Genomic DNA, 25,361 nt, shown 5'->3' with positions numbered 1-25,361 from the left:
GCGGGTGCAGCGGCACACCGACAGGAGGTCGCGGGTGGGCTGGCTCGACCGGGTCGAAGACCAGGTTGACGCCCTGACGAAAGCGCGGGCGTTGCAGGAGGTGAGCCGTTCCACCGAGGCGTACGGGCTCCTGGAGCGGGTGCTGCGTGCCACCCGTGACCCGAACGCCCGCGCCGACGCGCTCGTGCAGCGGCTCTCGGCACTGATCAATCTCGGGCGCACCGCCGAGTACACCCGCGCCATCGAGGAGGCCTCCGCGGCGGTGCGCGACCTCGCGGAGCCCTATCTGCACGGGCACCTCAACGCACTGGCCGCGCTGGCCGCCCACCATCAGGGTGCACTGGACCGCTGCGTGACGCATCTGGTCAAGGCCGCTCGGGCGCTCGGGGCGGTGGAGGACCCGGACCGGGACACCGCCTGGGGCTGGCACGACCTGGCGATGGCATACTCGTACCTCAGCTTCCACGGGTACGCGTTGGGCGCTATCGAACGCGCCCGGCAGCTCGGCACCGCCGCCGGGATCCCGGAGGAGACGTTCGCCGCACCGGGGATCCGGCTGCGCAACGCGGTCGCCCTGGACCACACCGGGGACAGTGACGGCTGTCTGCGCGTACTGCGGGACGTCGGCGGCGACCTCGACCGCTTCGTGACCGCCGGGCGTGCGGATCGGCTGCGCCCCAGCAGCCTGGCCGCGTACGGTTACGCCGCCGCCCGCCGGTGTGCGCTCGGCGACGACCTCTCCCCTGCCCCCGGCCGGGACCCGGCCCGGCTGCTCGGCTACGGCGCGGACAGTGCCCGGGCCCGCGACATGCGCCAGCTCGGCCAGGTGTGCCTCGCCATCGCCAGCGGACGGCCGATCGAGGCGGTCACCCGGCTGGACACCGTCCAGGTGTCCGCCGAGACGCTCGGCGCGGCCGAGCCGGCGCGGCTGCGCAGCATGGCGCTGGGACGGGCCGGCGACCACGCCGCGGCGCACCGGGCCGACCGGCTGGCGTTCCGGCTCGCCGCGCAGCGTCACGACCGGCTCCGCGACGTCTACATCGACGGCATCGCCGCACGGATCGACCACGAGGAGATGCGCCGTGAGGCGGCGCGGTTCGAGGGGGAGGCACTTACCGACCCGCTGACCGGGCTGCCCAACCGCCGCCGGCTGGAGCGCTACATCGCGGCCGTGGTCGCCCGGGGCGAACGGGTGGTGATCGGCGTCTGCGACCTGGACGGGTTCAAGGCGGTCAACACGCGGCACGGGCACCACTCGGGGGACCTGGTCCTGCAACGCGTCGCCGGAGTGATCAACAGGGTGATGCGTCGGGGCGACTTCGTCGCCCGCTACGGCGGCGACGAATTCGTCGTGGTGCTGCCGGAAGCGGGCATGACCGAGGCGGCCGAGGTGGCTCGACGCATCGACGCCGCCGTCCGCACCGAGGACTGGGAATCGCTGGTGCCCGGCACCCCGGTCGGCGTCAGCATCGGCTTCGCCGAGGTGGGCACCGGCGGCCCGGGCCAGCGGGACGCGCTCGGCGCGGCCTTCGAGGCCGCCGACCGCGAGATGCTGCGGGCGAAGGCCCGACCGCGTACCGCCTGACGTCTCAGCGGCGGGTCAGCTCCGAGTCGCCCGCCAGGCGCGCGGCCCGGTCCGCCTCGGTGAGCGCGTCGAGCACACCGTCCAGCTCCCCGGCGAGGACCAGATCGAGGTTGTACGCGGTGAAGCCGATCCGGTGGTCGGTGATCCGGTTCTGCGGGAAGTTGTACGTCCGGATCCGCTCCGAGCGGTCCACCGTACGCACCTGGGCCTTGCGGGCGTCCGAGGCGGCGGCGTCGGCCTGCTCCTGCGCGGCGGCGAGCAACCGGGCGCGCAGGATCCGCATCGCCTGCTCCCGGTTCTGCAACTGGGACTTCTCGTTCTGACAGGAGACCACGATGCCGGTGGGCAGGTGGGTGATCCGCACCGCCGAGTCGGTGGTGTTCACCGACTGGCCGCCCGGACCGGACGAGCGGAACACGTCGACGCGCAGCTCGTTCGGGTCGATGGTGACGTCGACCTCCTCGGCCTCCGGCAGCACCAGGACGCCGGCCGCGCTGGTGTGGATACGCCCCTGTGACTCGGTGACCGGGACCCGCTGCACCCGGTGCACGCCGCCCTCCCACTTCAGCCGGGACCAGACGCCGTTGCCGCCCTCGGGCACGCCCTTGGTCTTGATCGCCAGCGAGACGTCCTTGACCCCGCCGAGGTCGGAGTCCTGAGCGTCGATCACCTCGGTGAGCCAGCCGCGCCGCTCCGCGTACCGGGTGTACATGCGCAGCAGGTCACCGGCGAACAGCGCGGACTCCTCACCACCCTCGCCCGCCTTGATCTCGACGATGACGTCCTTGGCGTCGTGCGGGTCGCGCGGGATGAGCAGCTCGGCGAGGCGCTCCTCCAGTGCCGGCAGCGTCGCCGCGATCGTCTCGGCCTCGGCGGCGAAGGAGGCGTCCTCGGCGGCCAGTTCCCGCGCGGCGGCGAGATCGGCCCGGGCCTGCTCCAGTTCACCGGCGGCCTTGTGCAGCGGCACCAGTTCGGCGTAGCGACGGCCGACCCGACGGGCGGTGCCCTGGTCAGCGTGGATCGCGGGGTCGGCCAGCCGCTTCTCCAACTCGGCGTACTCGTCGAGGAGGCCGGCCAGGCGTTCACTGCTCATGCTGGGGATAGCTCCTTGGTCGGCGGGGAGGCCGGGACACAGACGGACAACGCCCGCGCCCGGCGGAAACCGGACGCGGGCGTCGGACGAGGAGCTACTTGGCCTTCTTGCCCTGGGCCTTGGCGTACTTCTGCTGGAACTTCGCGACCCGACCAGCGGTGTCCAGCACTCGCTGCTTGCCCGTGTAGAACGGGTGGCAGGCGCTGCACGTCTCGACGTGGATCGAGCCGCCCTTGGCGGTGCTGCGGGTGGTGAAGGTGTTACCGCAGGAGCAGCTGACCTCGGTGGTCACGTACTCCGGGTGGATGTTGGGCTTCATGTCGCCTCGGTCCTCTCGTCTGTGGTCGCCGGGTCGCCCCTGTGCCTGCTGGTGGGGGCGTGAACCGGAACCGGTGGCCGATTGACCAGTGTGCCATGGGCGTCGGTGGGCCTCGGAATCGGGCCACACCGGCTGGTCGCCGGTAGCAACATCGGGCCTCGGGTACGCATTCCCACCGTCCGCGCGAGGCATTCCTCCGCCCGCCCCGCCGTCACCGGCAGGGAGATACCCACCTCCGCGCGCCCTTTGCTCTGCTTCAACCGGCGCACCGGGTTTCGTCCGGTTTCGTTGCGTGGGGTGAAGCAGAGCAAAGGGCCGAAACCCGAGGGGGTACGGGCGGCGGGCGTGCGGGTCGGCCCGGTACCCGAAGGGGCGTGGCCAGGTCTGGCCACGCCCCTTCGTCGATCTTCGTCGGCGGACGTTACTCCCCCGGCGTCGACTTCGCGATCTGCATCAGGAACTCGATGTTGGTGCGGGACTGCTTCAGCCGGTCCAGCAGGAGGTCGAGCGCCGCCTGCGAGTCCAGCGAGTGCAGCACCTTGCGGAGCTTGTGCACGATGGCCAGTTCCTCCGGCGCGAGCAGGATCTCCTCCTTGCGGGTACCGGACGGGTGGATGTCGATGGCCGGGAAGGTGCGCTTGTCAGCGATCTTCCGGTCCAGCTTCAGCTCCGCGTTACCGGTGCCCTTGAACTCCTCGAAGATGACCGTGTCCGCCATCGAACCGGTCTCCACCAGGGCGGTGGCGAGGATGGTCAGCGAGCCGCCGTTCTCGATGTTGCGCGCCGCGCCGAGGAACCGCTTCGGCGGGTAGAGCGCGGTGGAGTCGATACCACCCGACATGATCCGGCCGCTGGCCGGCGCCGCCAGGTTGTACGACCGGCCGAGCCGGGTCACCGAGTCGAGCAGCACGACCACGTCGTGACCCAGCTCGACCAGGCGCTTGGCCCGCTCGATCGCCAGCTCGGCGACGGTGGTGTGGTCCTGCGGCGGGCGGTCGAACGTGGCCGCGATGACCTCGCCCTTGACCGACCGCTGCATGTCGGTGACCTCTTCGGGCCGCTCGTCCACAAGCACCACCATCAGGTGGCACTCCGGGTTGTTGTGCGTGATGGCGTTCGCGATCGCCTGCAGCACCATGGTCTTACCGGCCTTGGGCGGCGAGACGATCAGCGCCCGTTGCCCCTTGCCGATCGGCATGACCAGGTCGATCACCCGGGTGGTGAGGATGTGCGGCTCGGTCTCCAGCCGCAACCGCTCCTGCGGGTACAGCGGGGTGAGCTTGTAGAACTCCGGCCGACGCTTGGCCTCGTCCGGCTCCATCCCGTTGATGGTGTCCAGCCGGACCAGCGGGTTGTACTTGTCCCGCCGCTGCTCGCCGTCGCGCGCCGCCCGAACCGCGCCGGTGATCGCGTCACCGCGCCGCAGGCCGTACTTCTTGATCTGGGACATCGACACGTAGACGTCGTTGGGGCCGGCCAGGTAGCCGGTGGTCCGGACGAAGGCGTAGTTGTCCAGCACGTCCACGATGCCGGCCACCGGCACGAGCACGTCGTCCTCGCCGACCTGCGGCTCACGGCCGCCGTCGCCGCCGGACTCGTTGCGGTCACCGCGGCCCCGCCGACGGTCCCGGAAGCGGCTGCGCCGGCTGCGCCGACCGCCGTTGTCGCCGTCGTCGTCACCGTCGTTGTCCCGCTCGGCGCGCTGTCCACGCTCGCCACGGTCACCCCGCTCGGCGCGCTCGCCACGGTCACCCCGCTCGGTGCGCTCACCGCGGTCGCTCCGTTCGGTGCGCTCACCGCGGTCGCCACGATCGCCCCGCTCACCACGGTCGGCGGCACGCTCGCCGCGATCGGACCGCTCCGCGGAGCGCTCACCGCGCTCGGTCCGGTCGCCGCGCTCGGTGCGCTCGCCGCGCTCAGCCCGCTCACCACGCTCAGCGGCACGGTCGGCGCCACGGTCGGCACGCTCGGCGCCGCGGTCCCGGCCGGACCGGCCCTCGGACCGCTCGCCCTCGGCGGTGGCCTCTTCGGCGCGCGGTTCCGCCACGGCGGTCCGACTACGCCGGGTACGGCCACGACCCTCGCTCTCGACGCTCGCCGCCGGCTGTTCGCCGCCACGGCGCTCGGCCTCCGGCCGCTCACCTGCGTCCCGCACCTCCGCGTGGACCTCCTCGCGGACCGGTGCGGCGGCCGCCGCGACCTCGGCCCGTGGTCGAGGGGCTCCGGCAGCGCCGCCCTGCCGCTCGGTGATCGCGCTGATCAGCTCGCCCTTACGCATGCGAGCCGTCCCCGAGATGCCGAGCGACGCGGCCAGGCTCTGCAGCTCCGGCAGCAGCATCGCCGACAGACCCGTGCCGCTGCGCCGACGGCGGGCGGGGGCAGCGGTGGTGGCATCGCCAGCGACGTTGGAAACATCCGACGTCACGTCGGTGGTGTCGCTCAATGGATTCCTTCCCTCGATAGGCCGGGACTGCCCGGAATCGACAACAGGTGGCCGGGCGGCCTCGGTACACCCGCCTCGCATGACGCTTCGCGGGAGTCTGTAACACAGCAGCCGGTCGGTCGCCCGACCCACCAGGTGGAGCGGTGGGCGGGGTTTCGCCGTCTGCGGCGACCAGTGAAGACTGCGGTGCGGCGTGGGCCTAGGCAGGGGTGACGGGCTTACCGCCGAAAGCTTCGGGGGTGCGCCGACCCGCAGGGAGATCGCATGCTTCGCGGCTGTGCTAAGTCTAGAGCGTAATCAACTCTTGCGACCTGCGGCAACAGGGTCCCGCTCCGCGTGTCCGAGTCTACCCCGCTCGACCTGCGCCCCGCATACATCTACCGGCAACCGCAGCAGCCGCCAATCTGTTCCCGCGTCGAAGTCTACGGGCAGCTCAGACAGGGCGAGCACGGTGGGGCCGGCCCCACTGACCACGGCCGCCACACCGGCTTCACGCAACCCGTTGACCAGGGCAGTTGTGCCCGGCATCGACGCCGCGCGGTAATCCTGATGCAACCGGTCGGCGGTCGCCGGCAACAGCAGTGCCGGCTGCGCGGTCAACGCGTGCACCAGCAGCGCCGCGCGGCCGGCGTTGAACGCGGCGTCGCCGTGCGGCACGGTGGCCGGCAGCGCCGCGCGCGCCGAGGCGGTCAGCCCACGCTCGGCCGGCACCAGCACCGTGGGGTGTACGCCGTCGGCCACCGGCAGCGACACCGCCCGGGCGCCGGCCGGCTCCGTCCAGGCCAGGGTGAAGCCGCCGAGCAGGCAGGGCGCGACATTGTCCGGATGGCCCTCGATCTCGGCGGCCAGGCGCAGCACCGCCTCGTCGTCGAGGCTGCTCTCGCCCTCCGTCACCAGGGCCCGGGCCAACAGCACCCCGGCGACGATCGCCGCCGACGAGGAGCCGAGCCCGCGCGCCTGCGGGATGCGGTTGACGCACTCCACCGCCAGTCCCGGCGGTTGCCCGCCGAGCGCGTCGAAGGCCGCCCGCATGGCGCGTACCACCAGGTGTCCGTCGTCGACCGGCAGGTCGCCGGCTCCCTCGCCGGTCACCGTGACCGTCACGCCCTCGGCCGTCACCTCGGCGGCGACGTCGTCGTGGAGCGCGAGGGCCAGCCCCAGCGCGTCGAAACCCGGCCCCAGGTTCGCACTGGTGGCGGGGACCCGGACCCGGACCGGTTCGGCGACGAATGTGGTCGACACGCCGCCCATGCTAGTGCGGTGGCCGGAAACGCTCACCCGGCCGGACCCGGCTACCGGTTCTCCGCGACGGCGGGCGGCGACGCGGCGAGCGAGAGACGCCGCGTCGCGATCCGCCAGCCGATCGCGTAGACCAGGGTGACCAGCCCGCAACCGGCCAGTACGACACGTTCGTCGACCACGTCCACGACCGCGGCCACCACCAGCTGGCTGACGGAGATGGCCAGGGTCGCCAGCATCATGTCGGTGGCGAAGACCCGACCCCGCAGTCGGTCCGGCACCTCGCCCTGCAGAGCGAAGTTCGACATCACCCAGTTGCTGCCACCGGCGAAGTGGGCCACGAAGACCAGCACCAGCACCAGCGGGAACCAGGCGGCCACCGAGGTGCCGAGATAGGCCAGACCGTAGGCCGACATGGACAGTGCCAGGCCGGGCAGCAGCCAGGCGCGGTTGGTCAGCACCCGGCGCATCATGATCGGGCCGACCAACGCGCCGGCACCGCGTACCGCGAAGAGCAGCCCGGCACCGAGCGCGCCGACCCCGTACACCCCGGCGAGCAGCGGGAAGACGGTGAGCACACCGTTACCGAGCCCCACCGCCGACTTGACCGTCACCAACGCCAGCACCCGCGGTCGATGCCCGATGTAAACAAGCGCCTCGCGGATCGCCGCCCAGGTCTGCGGCGGCCTCGCGCCGCGCTCGCGGGGTGCCTGCAACGGACGTCGGATGAGCATGGCCAGGCCCGCGGCGATCACCAGCCCGACGGCACCCACCCAGAAACAGACGTACGGCCCGGCCGCCGCGCTGAGTACCCCGCCGAGCGACGCGCCGACGATCGTCATCGTGCCCCACGCCGACCCGGCCACCGCGTTACCGGCGGCCAGTTCATCCGGATCGAGCACGTTCGGCAGCGCCGCCTGTGCCGCCGGCGAGTAGAACGCCTTGGCCACCGCCACCACGCCGATGCCGAGCAACGCCAGCCAGGCCGTGCCGGCGTCGCGTACCCCGAGCAGCAGCAGGACCCCTACCAACGCGGCGGCGTTCGAGACGATCATGATCGTGCGTCGGTCGAACCGGTCCGCGATGGTGCCGGTGTACGGCAGCAGCAACGCCACGATGCCGGTGTCCACGGCCAGCACCAGGGCACCCCACACGCCACTGCCGGTCAACTTCGGCAGCAGCACCAGCAGCGGCACCATGACGAACCAGTCGGCACCGAAGACCACCAGCTCGGCCAGGAAGAGATTGCGGAAGTTCCGGTTGCGGGTGAGGACCGAGAGGGTGGACGCCACGGAGCGGACCATACCCGGCCACCGTCTGCGGTTGCGTCGGAGCGCGGACAGCGCCCCGGAGGGCCCGAGGACCCTCCGGGGACAGCTGTCACTCGTTCGGGGGGAACGGTGAGTTGCGACTCTTCGGCAGCCGGAGCACCTCGAACTGATCGGTGTTCTCGATCAACGCCCCGGAGGGCGCCGCCGGCACCGGCCGGCTCTCCCGCCGGCTCGTGTCGGTCGTGGCGGTCGTGCCGGCGCCGACCCCCGCGCCCACCGGTGCCCGCCCGTTCTCCGACCCGGTGTCATCGGCCTCGTTGACCTCGCCACCGTCCGACCCGTCGTCGGGCGCGTCACCGTGGCGGCGGCGGCGCCACGCCCGGACCGACGCCTTGGTGTCCTCCACCATGGCGTACAGCGTCGGCACCAGGATCAGCGTGAGCACGGTGGAGGTGAGCAGTCCGCCGATCACCACGATCGCCAGCGGCCGCGAGATGAAGCCACCCTCCCCGGTGAGTCCGAAGGCCATCGGCGTCAGCGCGAAGATGGTGGCGATCGCGGTCATCAGGATCGGTCGCAACCGGTGGCGCCCGCCCTCGACCACCGCCTCCCGCACGCCCATCCCCTGGGCCCGGTACTGGTTGACCAGGTCGAGCAGCACGATGGCGTTCGTCACCACGATGCCGACGAGCATGAGCACGCCGATCAGCGCCGGCACGCTCAGCGCGGTGCCGCTGAGCAGCAGCAGGGCGACCGCTCCGGTGGCCGCGAACGGAATGGAGACCAGCAGGATCAGCGCCTGGATCACGCTGCGGAACGTCGCCATCATGATCAGGAAGACGATCGCGATAGCGGCAAGCACGGCCAGACCCAGGTCGGCGAAGGTCTCCCGCTGCTCGGCGCTGACCCCGCCCAGGGTGAGGGTGGCCCCCGGCACGTCTATCGCGTCGAGACGGCTCTGCAACTCGGTGCTGATCGCGCCAAGGTCGGAGCCGGTGACCGTGCCGGTCACCGAGACGCTGCGCTCACCGTCGATCCGCCGTACCTGTTGCGGGCCGGTGGTCTCCGTGACGTCGGCGATGTCGTCCAGCTCGACCGCGCCCACCGGCAGCGCCCGCAACTCCGCCACGGTCACCGGCGGCGCCGCCGACCGGCGCAGCACCACGTCCCGGGCGGCGCCGTCGACGGTCACCTGGCCGAGGGGCGTACCCCGGAAGGCCTGCGACACCAGCTGCCCGACGGCAGCCTCGGTGAGTCCGGCCCGGCTGGCCGCCACCCGGTCGACTGTCACGTCGACGCGCGGTACCCGCTCGGCCAGGGTGGTCGAGACGTCCTCGACCCCGGCGATACCGGTCAGGGCCGACTCGGCCTGCTGCGCGGCGGCCGCCAACGCCTCGGGATCGGCGGCCCGGACGATGACCGCAAGCTCGCTCGCGGACGCCCCGCCCTGGCCCGCCGGGAAGGTGATCTCTCCGGCCTCCGACCCGAGCGCCGTGAACCGGTCCCGCAGCACGCCACGCATCGCCTTGGCGTCGGTCTCCCCGCCGAGGCGCAACGCGTAGCTGGCCACGTTGTTGCCGGCGCTGCCTGCCCAGGGTGTGTCGCCGCCGCCGGCGGTGACCTGGTACGACTCGACACCCGGGGTGCTCGCCAGCACCTCCTCGACCCGCCGGGCCGCCGCGTCGGTGCCGGCCAGCCCGGTGCCCACCGGCAGCTCCTGCCGAATGTTGAGGGTGTCCTGGCCGGAATCGTCGAGGAAGTTCGTCTCCAGTTGCCGGGCCAGCCCGAAGGTGCCGAACAGCACCAGCAGCCCCGCCGCCAGGGTCGCCCACCGGTAGGCCCGCCGGCCGGTCGCGAACCGGATGACCGGCAGGTACGCGCGCTGCAACGGGCTGCGCAGCTCGCGCTCCTCCGCCGCCCGGCGGACCGCCGCCCCGTCGGTCGCACCGCTCACCGGCTTGAGGAACCAGTACGCGAGCACCGGGATCACCGTCAGCGACACCAGCAGCGAGGCGAGCAGCGCCACGGTGACCGTGATCGCGAAGGGTGCGAAGAGCTGGCCGACGAAACCGCCGACAAGTGCGATCGGGGCGAAGACGGCCACCGTGGTCAACGTCGACGCGGTGACGGCACCGGCCACCTCGCGTACCGCCGTGAGAATCGCCTGCCGCTTCGGCCCGCCGTACGTCAGGTGCCGCTTGATGTTCTCCAGCACCACGATCGAGTCGTCCACCACCCGGCCGACCGCGACCGTCAGCGCGCCGAGGGTGAGCAGGTTGAGCGAGTAGTCACCGATCCAGAGGGCGATCAGCGCGACCACCACCGACAGCGGGATGGAGACTGCGGTGACCACTGTGGAGCGCACCGACAGCAGGAACACCAGGATGACCACCACAGCCATGATCAGCCCCAGCAGGCCCTCGGTGCTCAGCGTCTTGATGGACTTCTCCACGAACGGCGCCTGGTCGAGCACGACCGTCAGCTCGGCACCGGTGGCGGAGCGCAGGTCACCGAGCCGGTCGGCGACCGCGTGCGAGATCTCCACCGCGTTGCCGTCCGGGTCGGCGGTGACCGCGATGCCGAGGCTCGCCTGGCCGTTGGTGCGGGTGATCGCGGTGGCCGGGGCGAGTTGCTCCTCGACCGTGGCGACGTCGCCGAGCCGGATCGGACCTGCCTTCTTGACCGGTGGGGCGACGACCACGTCGCGCAGCTCGTCCAGAGTGGTCAGCGGGGCGCCCACCTGCACCGGCAGGGTGCGCTCACCGTCCAGCACCGCACCGGCCGGCACCGCCACGCCGTTCGCCTGCAACGCGGTGCCGATCGCGGTCGGCTGCACCTTCGCCTTCGCCAGCTTCGCCGGGTCCGGTGTGATCACCACCAGTTCGTCGCGGACACCTGTCAGCTCGACGCTGCGGACACCGTCGATCGCCGCCAGTTCCGGCACCACTGTGTCACGCAGCTTGCCGGCGAGGACCCGCTCGTCGTCGTCGCCGGACGCGGCCAGCACCACGGCCGGCAGGTCGTCGGTGCCGCCCGCGATCACCTGCGGGTCCACGCCCTCAGGCAGCCGGGTCCGGTTGATCGCGGTCTGCATTCTGCTGACCACGTCGTCGAGTTCGGTGCCGAACTCGTACTGCACCTGGATGGTGGTCAGGCCCTCGCGGGAGGTCGAGACGACCGAGTCCAGACCGGAGATGCCGCGCAGGCTGTTCTCGATCGGCTCGGCTACCTGGGACTCGACGACCTCCGGTGCGGCACCGGGGTACTGGGCCACGATGAACGCGGCGGGGAACTCCAACGACGGGAGAAGTTGCTGCTTCAGTGACGGCACGGCGTACACACCGAACGCCGTGGTCACCACCGCGATGAGGGCTACCAGCCCCCGGTTGGCGAGGCTGAATCTGGCGAGCAGCGACATCGCGTGGCTCACTCCTGGGGGAGACGGTCGAGGGGTACGAGCAGTGTGCCCGACCCCGTCGTTCTGCCGGCCCCCGGGGCGGTCGAGGTCCCGGAGGTGCCGATCCGCAGCGACGCCACCAGATCGCGGTACAGCTCGTCGGTGCGGAGCAGGGTGACGTGGTCACCGACGGCCCGGATCCGGCCACGGTCCATCACGACGATCTGATCGGCGTCGAGCACGGTGGAGAGCCGGTGGGCGATGGTCACCACCGCGCCCGCCCCGGCCCGCTGCCGCACGCACCGCCCGACCGCCGCCTCGGTCAGGCCGTCGACCTGGGAGGTGGCCTCGTCGAGCAACAGCACGTCGGGGGTACGCAGCACCGCCCGGGCCAACGCGATGCGCTGCCGCTCGCCGCCGGAGACGGTGGTGGCGCTCAGCGGCGTGTCCAGCCCGAGGTCGAGCGAGCCGACCTTGTCGTGCAGGTCGACCGCGCGCAGTGCGGCCCAGAGTTCCTCGTCGGCGGCATCAGGGTGGGTGAAGCGCAGGTTGTCCCCGATGGTGCCCGGCACCACCGGTGCCTCCTGCTCGACGTAGGCCAGCCGGCCACGGATCTCGGCGGGTGTGTGCTCCGGATAGGGACGGCCGTAGAGCAGCAACCGGCCGCGCTCCGGTTCGAGGAAGCGCAGCAGCAGGGAGAACAGCGTGGTCTTGCCGGCACCGGAGGGCCCGACGATCGCGGTGTGCCCACGACGGGGGATCGCCAGGTCGATGTCGCGCACGGCGGGTGCCGCGCCCGGGGCGTACCGTGCGGTGACGCCCTGGAAGGTCAGCACGACGTCGCCGGATTCCGACCCGACGGGCCCGGCGGGTGCCGGTGCCGGCTGGCCGGTCGGCCGGGAACCGGGCTCGACCGCGATGGCCTCGATCTCCCGTAGGCGGCCGGCGGCCGCGATGCCGGCCTGCATGGCCGTCATGTTCTGGGTCAACTCGCTGATCGGCCCCATCAACTGGAAGGCGTAGAGCAGGAAAGCGATCAGGGTGGACACCTCGATCAGGCCACGCTCGGCCCGCGCCGCCCCGAATCCGAGGATGACGATCACGGCGAGCTGGATGCCCGTCCAGGAAATGGTCCAGACGGTCGCCGCTCGGCGGGCGGCGTGGATGCCGTGCCGTGCCGAGTCCTCGGCGTGTCTGGTGATCAGACCTGCCTGTCGCTGCTCGGCGCGGCTGGCCTTGACCGTACGAATGGCGCGCAGCGAACCCTCCAGGGCCCCGCCGAGCCGTCCCACCGACTCCTGCGCCGCCTCCTGGGCCCGCCCGATCGACGGCAGCAGCAGTCCCATCAGCACCGCGACGACCACGACCGCGACCATTGTGGTGGCCAGCAGCACCACGTCGAGCGTGCCCATCAGCACGAGCGTCCCGACCAGCGCCACCGCACCGTTGATCAGGCCGACGAGGCTGCCGGACGCCTCGTGCAGCAACCCCGGGTCGGAGGTCGCCCGGGTGACCAGTTCGCCGCCCGGCCGGCGGGTCAGCTGGTCGATCCGGGCGGCGAAGTAGCGGCGGATCACCCCGGACCGGGCGTCGAGCACCACCCGCTCGGCGACGCCGCCCATCAGCATCCACTGCCACAGCGAGATGCCGGCGCCGACGACGACGAGAGCGAACAGCACGGTCACCGGCCGGGACAGCGAGCCACCGGCACCGAGGGTGTCCAGCACCCACTTGGTCACCAGCGGGGTGGCCAGCCCGGCGGCGTTGGCCAGCAGGCCGAGCAGCAGCCCGAGCAGCATGGCCGGCCAGTGCGGCCGTAGATAGGCGAGCAGCAGGTAGGTCCGGCGCCGGTGGGCGGCCGGCTGGGGGTCGATCGGTTCGGCAACGGCGATCTCAGTCACTCCGTTATGGAACACTCATGTTCCGTTCCGGGCAAGCTAAATTCTGAAACCGCACATTGGTACCCTCTGTCCGTGGTGACCACCGAGGAGACCGGCAGTCGGGCGCGGACCCGGCAGGCGATCCTGCAGGCCGCGATCGAGGTACTGAGCCGCAATCCGACGGCCAGCCTGGGCGAGATCGCCACCGCCGCACAGGTCGGCCGGACCACTCTGCACCGGTACTTCGCCGAGCGGTCGGACCTGCTGGCCGGCGTGGTCGACGAGGGTGTCGCCCGGCTCAACCGGGCGACCGCCCGCGCCCGGCTGGCAGAGGGCACCGGTGCGGAGGCCCTGCACCGGCTCTGCGCGGAGTACTTCGACCTCGGCGACCTGCTCTCACTGGTGTTCGCCGAGCCGCAACTGGTCACCGACCCCGCCTGGGCCACAGGTGTCTGCGACGACGACTTCCACGCCCTGGTGGCTCGGGGACACGCGGACGGCAGCATCGACCCGGCGCTGCCCGCCACCTGGTTGCAGTCCGTGCTCTGGGCACAGCTCTACGCGGGCTGGAGCTACCTGGCCGAACACGACGTGTCCCGCCACGAGGTGCTCGGCCTGGTCACCCGGACCGTCGCCGGCGCCGTCACCCCCCGAACCTGACCGGGTGAACCAGCCGCCCCTTGCGGCGATCATGCAGTTGTGGCTCCCGAAACGCACACGTTTATCCACCCGTGTGAGGTGCCACAACTGCATGATCGGCGGGTGCTGCGGCTCGGGCGATGGCGGTGGTGATGAGGTCGGGGTACGACCGCGCGCGGAGCCGTCAGGCGAGGTCGAGGGAGCGGGCGGCGACGAGCGGGTCGTTGGCGATGGTGACGGGCGCCGGAGCGGTGGAGATGGCCCACTCGGGGTCCTTCAGACCGTGCCCGGTGACCGTGCAGACCACCGTGGAGCCGGCCGGCACCTGACCGGCGGCGGCCTGCTGGAGCAGGCCGGCGACGCTTGCCGCGCTGCCCAGTTCCACGAAGACACCCACCTCCCGGGCCAGCAGCCGGTACGCCGCCAGGATCTCCCGGTCGGAGACCGCCTCGATCAGGCCACCGGAGGCGTCCCGCGCGTCCAGGGCCTTCGTCCAGCTAGCGGGGTTGCCGATCCGGATGGCCGTGGCGATGGTGGACGGCTCGGCCACCACCTGCCCGGTCACGATCGGCGCCGCGCCGGCCGCCTGGAAGCCGTACATCTTCGGTCGCCGGCTGGCGTTGCCCGCGTCGTGGTCCTCCGTGTAACCCATCCAGTACGCGGAGATGTTGCCGGCGTTGCCCACCGGCAGGCAGTGGATGTCGGGTGCGTCGCCGAGCGCCTCGACGATCTCGAAGGCGGCCGTCTTCTGACCGTGCAGCCGGTCGATGTTCACCGAGTTGACCAGGGCCACCGGGTAGTCCTGGGCGAGCTTGGCGGCCAGCGCCAGACAGTCGTCGAAGTTGCCGTTGACCTGGAGCAGCTTGGCGCCGTGCACGAGCGCCTGGGCCAGCTTGCCCAGCGCGATCTTGCCCTGCGGAACCAGGACGGCGCAGGTCATCCCGGCCCGGGCCGCGTACGCGGCGGCGGAGGCGCTGGTGTTGCCGGTGGAGGCGCAGATGATGGCCTTGTTGCCGGCCTCGACCGCCTTGGAGACGGCCATCGTCATGCCCCGGTCCTTGAACGAGCCGGTGGGGTTCGCGCCCTCCACCTTGAGGTACACGTCGCAGCCGAGCCGGGCGGAGAGCACCGGCGCCGGCAGCAGCGGCGTGTTTCCCTCGTGCAAGGTGACCACCGGCGTGGCGTCGGTGACCGGCAACCGGTCCCGGTAGGCGTCGATCAGGCCACGCCACATCTCGCTCTCCTCGCCTCTGCGATTGATCCGGCCGCTCACAGCCCGCCCTCGACCCGCAGCACGCTCGCCACCGAACGGACGATGTCCAGACCGCGCAGTTCCTGAACGGTCGCCGCGAGCGCCGCGTCCGGCGCGACATGGGTGACGATGACCAGCACCGCGTCACCGGCGGCACCGGCGGCACCGGCGGCCGGCCCCTGACGGACGGTGGCGATCGAGACGTCGTGCCGGGCGAACACCCCGGCCACCGACTCCAGCACACCCGGCCGGTCAGCCACGTCGAGGCTGATGTGGTAGCGGGTGAGCGCCTCGCCCATCGGCCGCACCGGCAGGTCGGCGTAGGCGGACTCACTTGCCGCGCGGACCCCGGCGAGGCGGTTGCGGGCCACCGCCACCACGTCCCCGAGCACCGCGCTGGCGGTCGGTGCCCCGCCGGCACCCCGGCCGTAGAACATCAGCTGCCCGGCCGCCTCGGCCTCCACGAAGACCGCGTTGAACGCGTCGCCCACGCTGGCCAGGGGGTGGGTCACCGGGATCATCGCCGGGTGCACCCGGACGCTTACCGCCTCGCGGCCCTGCCCGTCGGCACCGCGCGCGGCGATGCAGAGCAGCTTGATCGTGCAGCCCATGGCCTTGGCGCTGGCCACGTCCGCCGCGGTGACCTCGGTGATGCCCTCGCGGTGCACGTCGGCGGCGGCGACCCGGGTGTGGAAGGCGAGCGAGGCGAGAATGGCTGCCTTGGCGGCCGCGTCGAAGCCCTCGACGTCGGCGGTCGGGTCGGCCTCGGCGTACCCCAGTTCGGTCGCCTCTTCCAGCGCCTCGGCGAATCCGGCTCCGGTGGCGTGCATCGCGGAGAGGATGAAGTTGGTGGTGCCGTTGACGATGCCGGTGACCCGGGTGATGCGGTCGCCGTGCAGCGACTCACGCAGCGGGCGCAGCAGTGGGATGGCTCCGGCCACGGACGCCTCGTAGTAGAGATCGCCGCCGCCCTCCGCCGCCGCGTCGTGCAGGGCACCGCCGTCCTCGGCGAGCAGCGCCTTGTTGGCGGTGACCACACTCTTGCCGGCCCGCAACGCCTCCACCAGCCAGCCGCGCGCCGGCTCGATGCCGCCGACCACCTCGACCACCACGTCGACGTCGTCCCGCTTGATCAGCCCCAGCGCGTCGGTGGTGAACAGGGCCGGATCGATCGGCAGTTCGCCGCGGTCGCGCCCGATCCGGCGTACGGCGATGCCGGCGATCTCCAGCGGAGCACCGACGCGGGCGGCGAGGTCGGCCGACTGCTCGTGCAGCAGCCGGACCACCTCGGCACCGACGGTGCCGCAGCCGAGCACGGCGAGGCGTACAGGTGACGTCATCCCACATCCAAAGCGAGCAGGTCCTCTTCGGTCTCCGGTCGAACGATCAGCCGGGCCCGGCCGTTTCGAACCGCGACCACGCCGGGGCGGGGCACGTGGTTGTAGTTGCTGGCCATGCTGCGGCAGTACGCCCCCGTGCCGGGCACCGCGACAAGATCTCCGGGCTGCACGTCGGCGGGCAGGAATTCATCCTTCACCACGATGTCCCCGGACTCACAGTGCTTTCCCACCACGCGGGCGAGCATCGGTCCGGCGGCGCTCGCCCGGGAGGCCAGCGTCGCCGAGTACGACGCGTCGTACAGGGCGGTCCGGATGTTGTCGCTCATCCCGCCGTCGACGCTGACGTAGGTCCGGATACCATCGACGTCCTTGACCGTACCCACCTCGTAGAGAGTGAACACGGCCGGGCCGACGATCGCCCGGCCCGGCTCGATGGACAGGCGGGGCACCGCCAGCCGTTCCGCCGCGCACTCGAACTCCACGATCTTGCGCAGCCGCTCCGCCAGGTCCTGCGGCGCCGCGGGGTCGTCCTGCGAGGTGTACGCGATACCGAAACCGCCGCCGAGGTCCAGCTCGGGCAGCTCGACGCCGCGCGCGTCACGGATCTGCGCCTGAAGGGTCAGCACCCGTCGGGCGGAGACCTCGAAGCCGCTGGTGTCGAAGATCTGCGAACCGATGTGCGAGTGCAGGCCACGCAACTCCAGTACGCCCTCGTCGAGCACGCGCAGCGCGGCGGTCAGGGCCGAGCCACCCGCGAGGGAGAAACCGAACTTCTGGTCCTCGTGGGCGGTGGCGATGAACTCGTGGGTGTGCGCCTCCACACCCACGGTGACCCGGATCAACACCCCGGGCCGGATCCCCCGCTCGCGGGCCAGCTCGGTGAGCCGATCGAGTTCGGCGAACGAGTCGACGATGATCCGCCCGACTCCGACCTCCAGGGCCCGGCTCAGCTCAGCCAGCGACTTGTTGTTGCCGTGGAAGCCGATCCGTTCCGGCGGCATGCCGGCAGCCAGCGCCACGGCCAGCTCGCCGCCGCTGCACACATCGAGGAACAGTCCCTCCTCGGCGATCATGCGTACCACCGCACGGCAGAGGAACGCCTTGCCCGCGTAGTACACGTCATCGGCGGCGAAGGCCTCCCGGAAGGCTCGACAGCGCGCCCGCAGGTCGTCCTCGTCGAGCACGTACAGCGGCGTGCCGAACTCGGCGGCGATGTCACGTACGCCCAGGCCCGCGACCGTGAGGGCGCCGTCGGCACCGCGCGCCACGTTGCCCGGCCACAGCTGCGGCACCAGGGCGTTGACGTCGGCCGGGGTACGCAGCCAGGCCGGCCCCCGGTTGCCGATGTCGCCGTGCAGCGCGCCCGCTTCGTGAGCCCGCATCAGTGCCTCCCTGGATCCGCGTCTGCGGAGCTCGCCAGCTCACTCCTCGCGCTCACGGCTACATCCGCTCCGGCGCCGAGACGCCGAGCAGGCGCAGCCCGTTGGCGATGACCACGCGGGTGGCGTCGTTGAGCCAGAGGCGCGCCCGGTGCAGGTCGGTGACCGCCTCGTCGCCCCGGGGCAGGATCCGGCAGTTGTCGTAGAAGCGGTGGTACGCCCCGGCCAGGTCCTCCAGGTAACGGGCCACCCGGTGCGGCTCCCGCAGCTCGGCGGCGGCGGCCACCACTGCGGGGAACTCGGCGAGCGCCTTGAGCAGCTCGTTCTCCTTGTCGTGGTCGAGCAGCTCGGGCCGGAACGACGCGGCGTCGCCCCGGACCAGGCCGACCTCGGCGGCGTTGCGGCCGACGCTGGCCGTGCGGGCGGCCACGTACTGCACGTAGTAGACGGGATTGTCCCGGGTGGCCCGGGTCCACAACTCGATGTCGATGTCGATGGGCGAGTCGCTGGAGTAGCGGGCCAGCGCGTACCGGGAGGCGTCCACCCCGATCGCGTCGACCAGGTCCTCCAGGGTCACCACGGTGCCGGCCCGCTTGCTCATCCGGACCGGCGCACCGTCGCGGACCAGGTTCACCAGCTGGCCGATGAGGATCTCCAGCGTCTGCTCGGGGTCGTCCCCGAAGCAGGCCGCCATCGCCTTCATCCGGCCGACGTAGCCGTGGTGGTCCGCGCCGAGCATGATCACGACGCGGTCGAAGCCGCGTTCCCGCTTGTCCAGGTAGTAGGCACAGTCGGCGGCGAAGTACGTCCACTCGCCGTTGGACTTGCGCAGCACCCGGTCCTTGTCGTCGCCGAAGTCAGTGGTCCGCAGCCAGGTGGCACCCTCGGACTCGAAGACGTGGCCCTGCTCGCGCAGCCGGTTCAGGGCGTGCTCCAGCTCGCCCCGGTCGTGCAGGTCCTTCTCGTTGAAGTAGGTGTCGAACTCGACCCCGAAGTCCCGCAGCGAGGACTTGATCTCGGTGAACATCAGCTCGACGCCCTCGACCCGGAAGATCTCCTGGGCGGCGGCCTCGTCCAGGGTCAGCACCTCCGGCCGCCGGGCCGTGACCTGCTCGGCGATCTCGGCGATGTACGCCCCGCCGTAGCCGTCCTCCGGCGCCGGCTGGTGCCGGGCGGCGGCGAGCAGCGAGCGGGCGAAGCGGTCGATCTGCGAGCCGGCGTCGTTGAAGTAGTACTCGGTGCCGACATCGGCGCCTGTCGCGCGCAGCAGCCGGCTCAAGGCGTCGCCGACCGCCGCCCAGCGGACTCCGCCGATGTGCACGGGACCTGTCGGGTTGGCCGAGACGAACTCCAAGTTGATCTTGAGGCCGGCGAGCCGGTCGCTGCCGCCGTACTCCTCGCCCGCCTCGACGATCGAGCGGGCGAGCTGCCCGGCGGCGGCGGCGTCCAGCCGGATGTTGAGGAAGCCCGGGCCGGCGATCTCGACCGATTTGATGCCGGACGTGCTGGCCAGCTCGGCCGCCAGCGCGGCGGCCAGTTCCCGGGGCGGCAGGCCCACCTTCTTGCTCAGCTGAAGCGCCAAGGTCGCAGCGTAGTCGCCGTGCTCGGGGTTGCGGGGTCGCTCGACCGTGGTGTGCTCCGGCAGCGCGGAGCGGTCCAGCTCCCGGTCGGTGAAGACGGCGTGAGCGGCGGCGAGGACGGCTTCGGCGAGTTCTGCAGGAGTCACCGAACCATGTTATCGGGGGTAGACTCGGTCCCCGCGGCGGCGACCCAGCATCCGAACCCAGCCCGCCAGAGCCCCTGACCGACCGACCTGACGAGGCACGATGAGTATCAGCACCCCGGGCGGCCCGGAACGCCGCCCGACCGTGGTCAGCACCGGCAAGAAGCCGGCGGCGGGACGGCCGGCCGCCGGCGCCAAGGCGACCGGAGCCAAAGCTGGCCCCAGCAAGTCCGGATCGGCCCAACGCGCGGGGGGCGGCAAGGGGCCGCGTAAGCCGATCACCCCGGTGAAGGTCAGCCAGGGCAGGTCGTGGGGGCCGATCGCGCTCTTCGTCGCCGTCGGCGTGCTCGCCGCGTCGATCATCGGGTTCGGCGCGTGGGCGACCTTCAAGGGCAGCCAGTCCTGGGAGGACAAGGCGGCCGACATCGCGGGCATCGTCAACTACCGCGAGACCGACCCGGAGAGCCTCACCTACGAGTCGCACCAGTCCGGCAAGATCGAATACAAGTACAGCCCGCCGGTCGGTGGCGCGCACAACAACGCGTGGCAGCGATGCCTCGGTGACGTCTACGACGCGCCGATCGCGTCCGAGCACGCGGTGCACAGCATGGAGCACGGCTCGGTCTGGCTCACCTACCGCCCGGACCTGCCCGCGGCCGACGTCGAGAAGCTGGCGAGCGTGATCCGTGGCAACGACTTCATGCTGATGAGCCCGTACGAGGGCCTGGACGCCGCCGTGTCGCTCCAGGCCTGGGGCTACCAGCTCAAGGTCGACAGCGCCGACGACCCGCGGATCAAGGAGTTCGCCACCACGCTGGCACAGAACGCGTCGATCGAGCCGGGCGTGCCCTGCTCCTCCGGCAACTACACCACCGGCACCGGCACCGAGCCGCGCGAATTGGCTCCGCCGACGGGCGGCTGACGTGTCCAGCGCGATCCAGGAGGCCCCTCCGGCGGAGCGCAACGGCACCGAACTCCGCCGGCCGTCCCGCACGCTGCGCTACCTGACCCTGGTCATGGCTGCGGTGCTGCTGCTCGGCGTCGGGTGGACGGCCGCGACACTTGTGGCGGACCGGGCTCCGGGTGACGAGTCGGCCGAGGCCGGCTTCGCCCGGGACATGTCCCGCCACCACGCCCAGGCGGTGGAGATGGCAATGATCGCGTACGCCAAGGGGCAGGATCCGGCGATCCGGCAGATGGGCTACGACATGGCCCTGACCCAGCAGGCCCAGATCGGTCACATGCAGCGCTGGTTGCAGGAGTGGGAGTTGCTGCCCACCGGGTCGCGACCGGCGATGGAGTGGATGCCCGACGCCGTGCCGGTCGGCCAGGACGGGCTGATGCCCGGCATGGCGACCCGCGAAGAGATAACCCGACTGCACGAGGCCCAGGGCGCCGAGGTCGACCAGCTCTTCGTCAAACTGATGATCAACCATCACCTCGGCGGGGTCCACATGGCCGACGGCCTGCTGAAGGTCTCCGACCGCGCCGAGGTGGTCCGGATGGCCCAGGCCATGAAGCAGACGCAGCAGAAGGAGATCAACGAGCTGCGTCGGATGGCGCCCGCCGGCGGTTGATCCGCTCATCCCCGGTACGACCTCTCGCCGCCCCGCTCGCCACCGCGAGCGGGGCGGCGGTGTGTCAGGCACCCGCGCATCACCGGGATCGTCTCCTCCGCCCCACCTTGGGGCCATACGACCGATTTTCCCTCTAGGGGTTACTTGGAGCGAAGTGCACTCGTTGTCCGGACGTGGGGGTTGCACTCAGAGACGCGCGGCGTTCGGTCACCAGCTGGTGCCGACGCCACACCATCGGCGGTGACGGAGCGGTGGCAGCCGTCCGTCGCGGACAGCGGCAGGGTGAGCCGGGAACACTCAGCCGCGAACAGGAGCTGGAACTGATCGACGCCCTCCGGGGCGTCCACCCCGACGCGTTCGGCCTGGACGAGGAGCTGTGGACCCGCCAGAGCCTGCACGCCCTCATCCAGCAGCAGTTCGACCTGACGCTGGACGTGGGAGTGGTCGGGGCGTACCTGCGGGCCTGGGGGTTGGGTCCGCGCGAGCCCCGCGAACGGGCCTGCGGGCTCTGCGTCGGGGCCGTCGAGCGTTGGGTCCGCAGCGAGTATCCGGCGATCACCCGGGCCGCTCAGGAACACCTGGCCGAGGTCTACTGGGTAGGCCGGGTCAGGCTACGGGGCACCATGCCGGCGGCCGACGTCATCTCGGCGGTCTCCTCGCGCGGGCGGGTCCGGTTCATGGTCACCACGCCGTCGGTCGACCCGCCGCTGCCCCGGGAGTTCCTGCACCGGCTCAGCGGCGCCGAGCAGCGCACCGTGCACCTGATCGTGGACGGCTCCTGGGCCCGAAACGAGTGGCCACGCCGGCTCCCCCGGCGGATCGTGCCGCACCCGCTGCCCAGCTGCGGACGCGCACTCGCCGCCTGAGCCACGCTAGCGCCAGGTCACCGACGGAACCGGTCCGTTCGCGACGCGGGCCGGTTCCGTCCAGCTGAGCGGACACCCACCCGCGACCCGCCGATACCGATTCGGCGATCGGGTGGCGGGTTTGCTAACCTTCTCCAGTCACTGAGCCCCCGTAGCTCAGGGGATAGAGCACCGCCCTCCGGAGGCGGGGGCGCAGGTTCGAATCCTGCCGGGGGCACAAGCTTTCGCGCTCCATGTCCGCTGGAAAGCACGGACCTGGAGCGCTTGTCACTTCACCTGGGGCCCGAGCCCCAGACCCCACGCCATCACCTCGCGCACCCACCCACCGAAAAGCCTCCGCGCTCCACGTCCGCTGCAAAACACGGACCTGGAGCGCTTGTCACTTCACCTGGGGCCCGAGCCCCAGACCCCACGCCATCACCTCGCGCACCCACCCGCCGAAAAGCCTCCGCGCTCCACGTCCGCTGCAAAACACGGACCTGGAGCGCTTGCCACTTCACCTGGGGCCCGAGCCCCAGACCCCACGCCATCACCTCGCGCACCCACCCGCCGAAAAGCCTCCGCGCTCCACGTCCGCTGCAAAAACACGGACCTGGAGCGCTTGTCACTTCGCCGACGGGCCCACCCAGGTCGGGACCTTGGTCCCGACGGCTTCGGGTGTTCCGGCCCGCGCGCGCCGACCCGCATCGGAGCGAGAGTGGTCACGTAAGAAGCTGACCACGGAGGCAACGATGACCATCCACCACGGCACCCACCGATCGATCGAGCGCCCGCTCGAGCACGCCGAACTGCCCGGCGCCATGCTGACCACCACTGCTGCCCGGGCCCTCGCCGTGCTGCGGATCTCCACCGGGCTCGTCTTCATCTGGGCCTTCCTCGACAAGACCTTCGGCCTGGGCTACGCGACCCCGGCCGAGCGCGCCTGGATCAACGGCGGTTCACCGACCAAGGGCTTCCTCGCCAACGTCGAGGTCGGACCGATGCAGTCGGTGGCCCACACGATCGCCGGGACCTGGTGGGCCAACGCCCTCTTCATGGTCGGACTGGCCGCCATCGGCCTCGCGCTGATCGCCGGTGTCGGCCTGCGAGTGGCGGCCGCCTCGGGGACCCTGATGATGGCGCTGATGTGGCTGGCCGAGTTCCCGCTGGCCCGGTTCACCGCCGGTGGTGACCCGACCGGTTCCACCAATCCGGTGGTCGACTACCACCTGATCTACGCGGTGGTCCTGGTCGCCCTGGCCGCCGCGTACGCCGGGCACACCTGGGGTCTGGGCCGGCTCTGGGCCCGCCTGCCCTTCGTACAGCGCCACCGCTGGATGCTCTGACCCGCTCGACGCCCGCTGGGCCGGACCGCCACCACGGTCCGGCCCAGCGGGCGTCCCGGCGACCGGACGGCCTCCTCAGTCGGTGGCGGCGCGCCGGGCGCGGGCCCGACGGCGACCCTCGTGCATGGCCTGCACCCTCGGCACCGGAATCGCCCGGCCCTCCTCGATCAGATCGGCGGGGAGTCGCTGGGGTGCCGGCATCAGGTCGGCCCACGGGTCCCGCTCCGCCACAAGCGTCGGGACCGTCCGCACGGTGAAGTCCGCCGGGGTGACGGAGTCCAGCTCCGGCCAGGGCACCGGGAAGGAGACCGGCGCACCGGGACGCAGCCGGGGGCTGTACACCGAAACGACTGTCGCCCCGCCGGTGCGGGTGGGGTCGACGAAGACCTTGCCACCCCGGTCGTCGCGGATGAACGCGGTGGTCGCCAGCGCCGGGTCCAGTCGTTCGGCCCGCGCGGCGAGGGCCCGGGTGGCGGCGGCCAACGCCTCGGCGTCGGGGCCCGACTCGACCGGGACGAAGACGTGCACCCCCTTGGCGCCGCTCGTCTTCACCGCACCCGTCAACCCGGCGTCGGCGAGCGCCTGCCGGACCAGCAGCGCGGCCGCCACCCCGGCACCGAACCCAGCGTCCTCCGGCGGATCGAGATCCAGCACCAGGTGGGTGGGCCGGCTGAGATCGTCGGCCATGGCCAGGGTGGGGTGGTACTCGACCGCCCGCTGGTTGGCGAACCAGAGCAGAGTACGGCGGTCGTCACAGAGCCCGTACGCGATCTCCCGCCGGGACGCCTCCGCCCAGATCGACACCCGACGCACCCAGTCCGGGGTGTAGCGCGGCAGGTTCTTCTGCATGAACGGCGGCTGTCCCGGACGCACCCGGACCACCGACAGCGGACGGCCGCGCAACTGCGGGACGATCCGGTCGGCCATCGCGTCGAGGTAGTCGACCAGGTCGCGTTTGCTGACCCCCGAGCCGTCGAACAACGGCTGGTCGAGGTTGGTCAGTGCGACCCCGTCCCGGGTCTCGTCAGCCCCCATCCGATCACCATCCCGGCCAGGCGACCGGCGGTCAACCGCGACACCGCTGCTGATTCGTCCACGCCATCAGCTCGACAGGCTCACGGGTGGTGAATGCGGGGCCGCCGTCCAGGTGAACAGCGCACCGGTCGGGCGGGCGCGGTGGCTGTCGAGCGACGGGTCGGACCCGGTCCGCGGGCGGGTGACGGTCAGGCGAGCGGGCCACCGGCGGCGACGGCGGCGAGCAGCCGGGTGGTGTGGGCGCGGGTCGCCGCGTACAGGCCGGAGCCGTAGCTGATCCGGGCCACGCCCAGGGCGGCCAGTTCGGCGAGCGCCGGTGCGCCGGGGCGGGCCAGTACGTTCACCGGCGCGGCGACGGCCGGCACGAAACTGCGGAGCTGCGCCGGGTCGGCCAGCAGGATCGGGTAGACGCTGTCCGCCCCGGCGGCCAGGTACCGCCTGGCCCGGCGAATCGCCTCGGCGAGCCGGTCGGTCGGCTCACCACCGGGCCGCAGGAAGACGTCCACCCGGGCGTTCACCACCACCGCCACTCCGGCGTCGTCAGCCGCCGCCCGGACGCCGGCCAGCAGGTCGGCCTGTTCCTCGGCGTCCACCACGACGCCGGTACGCGGATCCGAGTCCTCCAGGTTGAGCCCGACCGCACCGGCGTCGAGCAGCCGGGACACCAGTTCGGCCGGGCGCAGACCGTAGCCCCGCTCCAGGTCGGCGGTGACCGGCACGGCGACCGCGCGGACGATCCGGCGCACGGCGGCGAACATCTCCTCCGGTGGGGTGTGCTCGCCGTCGGCGTACCCGAGCGACTCGGCGACGGCGGCGCTGCCGGTGGCCACCGCCGGGAAGCCGGCGTCGACCACCGCCCGGGCGGAGCCGGCGTCCCAGGCGTTCGGCAGCACCAGCGGGTCGCCAGGTCGGTGCAGGGCACGAAGCGCGACCGCCCGGGCCGCCGTCGAGTCGGTCACGCCCTCGATTGTCGGCCCGCCGCGACCATGCCCGGAGAG

19 protein-coding genes and 1 tRNA gene are annotated in these 25,361 nt (G+C 71.9%); 7 read left to right on the top strand and 13 right to left on the bottom strand.

All coding sequences use genetic code 11. The features are described 5' to 3' along the window. Nucleotides 1-34: 34 nt before the first annotated feature. Entirely contained in the window at nt 35-1,585 is a 1,551-nt protein-coding gene (locus AB0I71_RS11180; protein ID WP_357583382.1) for a GGDEF domain-containing protein, read from the top strand. Between the two features lie 4 nt (nt 1,586-1,589). Here the strand turns inward: AB0I71_RS11180 and prfA are convergent, their stop codons facing one another. The 7 genes from prfA to AB0I71_RS11145 form a co-directional block, all read right to left on the bottom strand. Further along, complete coding sequence (prfA, locus tag AB0I71_RS11175; RefSeq protein WP_357583318.1) at nt 1,590-2,678, bottom strand: peptide chain release factor 1; 1,089 nt, start codon at nt 2,676-2,678, stop codon at nt 1,590-1,592. A gap of 94 nt (nt 2,679-2,772) precedes the next feature. Continuing rightward, nucleotides 2,773-2,997 carry a 50S ribosomal protein L31 gene (gene rpmE, locus AB0I71_RS11170; protein WP_099850085.1) on the bottom strand — a complete coding sequence of 75 codons (225 nt, stop codon included), beginning with the start codon at nt 2,995-2,997 and terminating at the stop codon, nt 2,773-2,775. Between the two features lie 421 nt (nt 2,998-3,418). Then, nucleotides 3,419-5,440, bottom strand: a complete 2,022-nt coding sequence (gene rho / locus AB0I71_RS11165) for a transcription termination factor Rho (protein ID WP_357583315.1) — start codon at nt 5,438-5,440, stop codon at nt 3,419-3,421. A 297-nt stretch (nt 5,441-5,737) separates the two neighbouring features. Then, complete coding sequence (gene thrB, locus AB0I71_RS11160; protein WP_357583313.1) at nt 5,738-6,682, bottom strand: homoserine kinase; 945 nt, start codon at nt 6,680-6,682, stop codon at nt 5,738-5,740. A 50-nt stretch (nt 6,683-6,732) separates the two neighbouring features. Continuing rightward, nucleotides 6,733-7,971, bottom strand: coding sequence for an MFS transporter (locus AB0I71_RS11155; RefSeq protein WP_357583311.1), 1,239 nt, complete (start codon nt 7,969-7,971; stop codon nt 6,733-6,735). Nucleotides 7,972-8,059: 88 nt separating this feature from the next. Continuing rightward, nucleotides 8,060-11,368, bottom strand: a complete 3,309-nt coding sequence (locus tag AB0I71_RS11150) for an efflux RND transporter permease subunit (protein WP_357583309.1) — start codon at nt 11,366-11,368, stop codon at nt 8,060-8,062. 8 nt (nt 11,369-11,376) lie between these two features. Further along, on the bottom strand, nt 11,377-13,248 hold the full coding sequence (locus AB0I71_RS11145) for an ABC transporter ATP-binding protein (RefSeq protein ID WP_357583307.1): 1,872 nt from the start codon (nt 13,246-13,248) through the stop codon (nt 11,377-11,379). Between the two features lie 72 nt (nt 13,249-13,320). Between AB0I71_RS11145 and AB0I71_RS11140 the strand changes: the two genes are divergently transcribed. Further along, nucleotides 13,321-13,887, top strand: a complete 567-nt coding sequence (locus AB0I71_RS11140) for a TetR/AcrR family transcriptional regulator (RefSeq protein ID WP_357583305.1) — start codon at nt 13,321-13,323, stop codon at nt 13,885-13,887. Nucleotides 13,888-14,050: 163 nt separating this feature from the next. On the opposite strand, the gene thrC is transcribed toward AB0I71_RS11140, so the two are convergent. From thrC to argS, 4 genes are read right to left on the bottom strand one after another with little or no spacing between them, the layout of a single operon-like run. Further along, nucleotides 14,051-15,100 carry a threonine synthase gene (thrC, locus tag AB0I71_RS11135; protein ID WP_357583303.1) on the bottom strand — a complete coding sequence of 350 codons (1,050 nt, stop codon included), beginning with the start codon at nt 15,098-15,100 and terminating at the stop codon, nt 14,051-14,053. Between the two features lie 35 nt (nt 15,101-15,135). Continuing rightward, nucleotides 15,136-16,458 carry a homoserine dehydrogenase gene (locus AB0I71_RS11130; protein WP_357583301.1) on the bottom strand — a complete coding sequence of 441 codons (1,323 nt, stop codon included), beginning with the start codon at nt 16,456-16,458 and terminating at the stop codon, nt 15,136-15,138. Then, nucleotides 16,455-17,840, bottom strand: a complete 1,386-nt coding sequence (lysA, locus tag AB0I71_RS11125) for a diaminopimelate decarboxylase (RefSeq protein ID WP_357583299.1) — start codon at nt 17,838-17,840, stop codon at nt 16,455-16,457. The genes AB0I71_RS11130 and lysA overlap by 4 nt, the downstream gene beginning before the upstream one ends. Before the next feature lie 58 nt (nt 17,841-17,898). Continuing rightward, nucleotides 17,899-19,563 carry an arginine--tRNA ligase gene (gene argS, locus AB0I71_RS11120; RefSeq protein WP_357583297.1) on the bottom strand — a complete coding sequence of 555 codons (1,665 nt, stop codon included), beginning with the start codon at nt 19,561-19,563 and terminating at the stop codon, nt 17,899-17,901. A 100-nt stretch (nt 19,564-19,663) separates the two neighbouring features. Here argS and AB0I71_RS11115 point away from each other — a divergent pair, with 100 nt between their 5' ends. The 5 genes from AB0I71_RS11115 to AB0I71_RS11095 all read left to right on the top strand — a co-directional run bounded on the left by AB0I71_RS11115 (nt 19,664) and on the right by AB0I71_RS11095 (nt 23,328). After that, nucleotides 19,664-20,482, top strand: coding sequence for a DUF3105 domain-containing protein (locus tag AB0I71_RS11115; protein ID WP_357583295.1), 819 nt, complete (start codon nt 19,664-19,666; stop codon nt 20,480-20,482). Between the two features lies 1 nt (nt 20,483). Continuing rightward, nucleotides 20,484-21,137, top strand: coding sequence for a DUF305 domain-containing protein (locus AB0I71_RS11110; protein ID WP_357583293.1), 654 nt, complete (start codon nt 20,484-20,486; stop codon nt 21,135-21,137). 173 nt (nt 21,138-21,310) lie between these two features. Further along, on the top strand, nt 21,311-22,003 hold the full coding sequence (locus AB0I71_RS11105; RefSeq protein ID WP_357583291.1) for a winged helix-turn-helix domain-containing protein: 693 nt from the start codon (nt 21,311-21,313) through the stop codon (nt 22,001-22,003). Between the two features lie 145 nt (nt 22,004-22,148). Beyond that, nucleotides 22,149-22,220, top strand: a tRNA-Arg gene (locus AB0I71_RS11100). A 514-nt stretch (nt 22,221-22,734) separates the two neighbouring features. Next, a complete protein-coding gene (locus tag AB0I71_RS11095; protein ID WP_357583289.1) occupies nt 22,735-23,328 on the top strand; it encodes a hypothetical protein in 594 nt (197 codons plus the stop codon). Nucleotides 23,329-23,403: 75 nt separating this feature from the next. On the opposite strand, the gene AB0I71_RS11090 is transcribed toward AB0I71_RS11095, so the two are convergent. Together AB0I71_RS11090 and AB0I71_RS11085 are read right to left on the bottom strand one after the other, a co-directional pair. After that, nucleotides 23,404-24,363, bottom strand: a complete 960-nt coding sequence (locus AB0I71_RS11090; protein ID WP_357583287.1) for an ATP-dependent DNA ligase — start codon at nt 24,361-24,363, stop codon at nt 23,404-23,406. Between the two features lie 188 nt (nt 24,364-24,551). After that, on the bottom strand, nt 24,552-25,322 hold the full coding sequence (locus AB0I71_RS11085) for an isocitrate lyase/phosphoenolpyruvate mutase family protein (protein WP_357583285.1): 771 nt from the start codon (nt 25,320-25,322) through the stop codon (nt 24,552-24,554). Nucleotides 25,323-25,361 lie beyond the last annotated feature (39 nt).

It is taken from the genome of Micromonospora sp. NPDC049891 (assembly GCF_040660295.1).
Lineage (GTDB): Bacteria > Actinomycetota > Actinomycetes > Mycobacteriales > Micromonosporaceae > Micromonospora.
The sequence above is the reverse complement of the archived record's forward strand: the minus strand, read 5'-3'. Positions and strand labels throughout refer to the sequence as shown.

Excerpts from the sequence above, each read along its gene's own strand:
- thrC (WP_357583303.1), bottom strand. The coding sequence starts at position 15,100 with ATGTGGCGTGGCCTGATCGACGCCTACCGGGACCGGTTGCCGGTCACC.
- AB0I71_RS11150 (WP_357583309.1), bottom strand. The coding sequence starts at position 11,368 with ATGTCGCTGCTCGCCAGATTCAGCCTCGCCAACCGGGGGCTGGTAGCC.
- AB0I71_RS11115 (WP_357583295.1), top strand. The coding sequence starts at position 19,664 with ATGAGTATCAGCACCCCGGGCGGCCCGGAACGCCGCCCGACCGTGGTC.
- lysA (WP_357583299.1), bottom strand. The coding sequence starts at position 17,840 with ATGCGGGCTCACGAAGCGGGCGCGCTGCACGGCGACATCGGCAACCGG.
- rpmE (WP_099850085.1), bottom strand. The coding sequence starts at position 2,997 with ATGAAGCCCAACATCCACCCGGAGTACGTGACCACCGAGGTCAGCTGC.
- AB0I71_RS11095 (WP_357583289.1), top strand. The coding sequence starts at position 22,735 with ATGACCATCCACCACGGCACCCACCGATCGATCGAGCGCCCGCTCGAG.
- prfA (WP_357583318.1), bottom strand. The coding sequence starts at position 2,678 with ATGAGCAGTGAACGCCTGGCCGGCCTCCTCGACGAGTACGCCGAGTTG.
- AB0I71_RS11090 (WP_357583287.1), bottom strand. The coding sequence starts at position 24,363 with ATGGGGGCTGACGAGACCCGGGACGGGGTCGCACTGACCAACCTCGAC.
- AB0I71_RS11130 (WP_357583301.1), bottom strand. The coding sequence starts at position 16,458 with ATGACGTCACCTGTACGCCTCGCCGTGCTCGGCTGCGGCACCGTCGGT.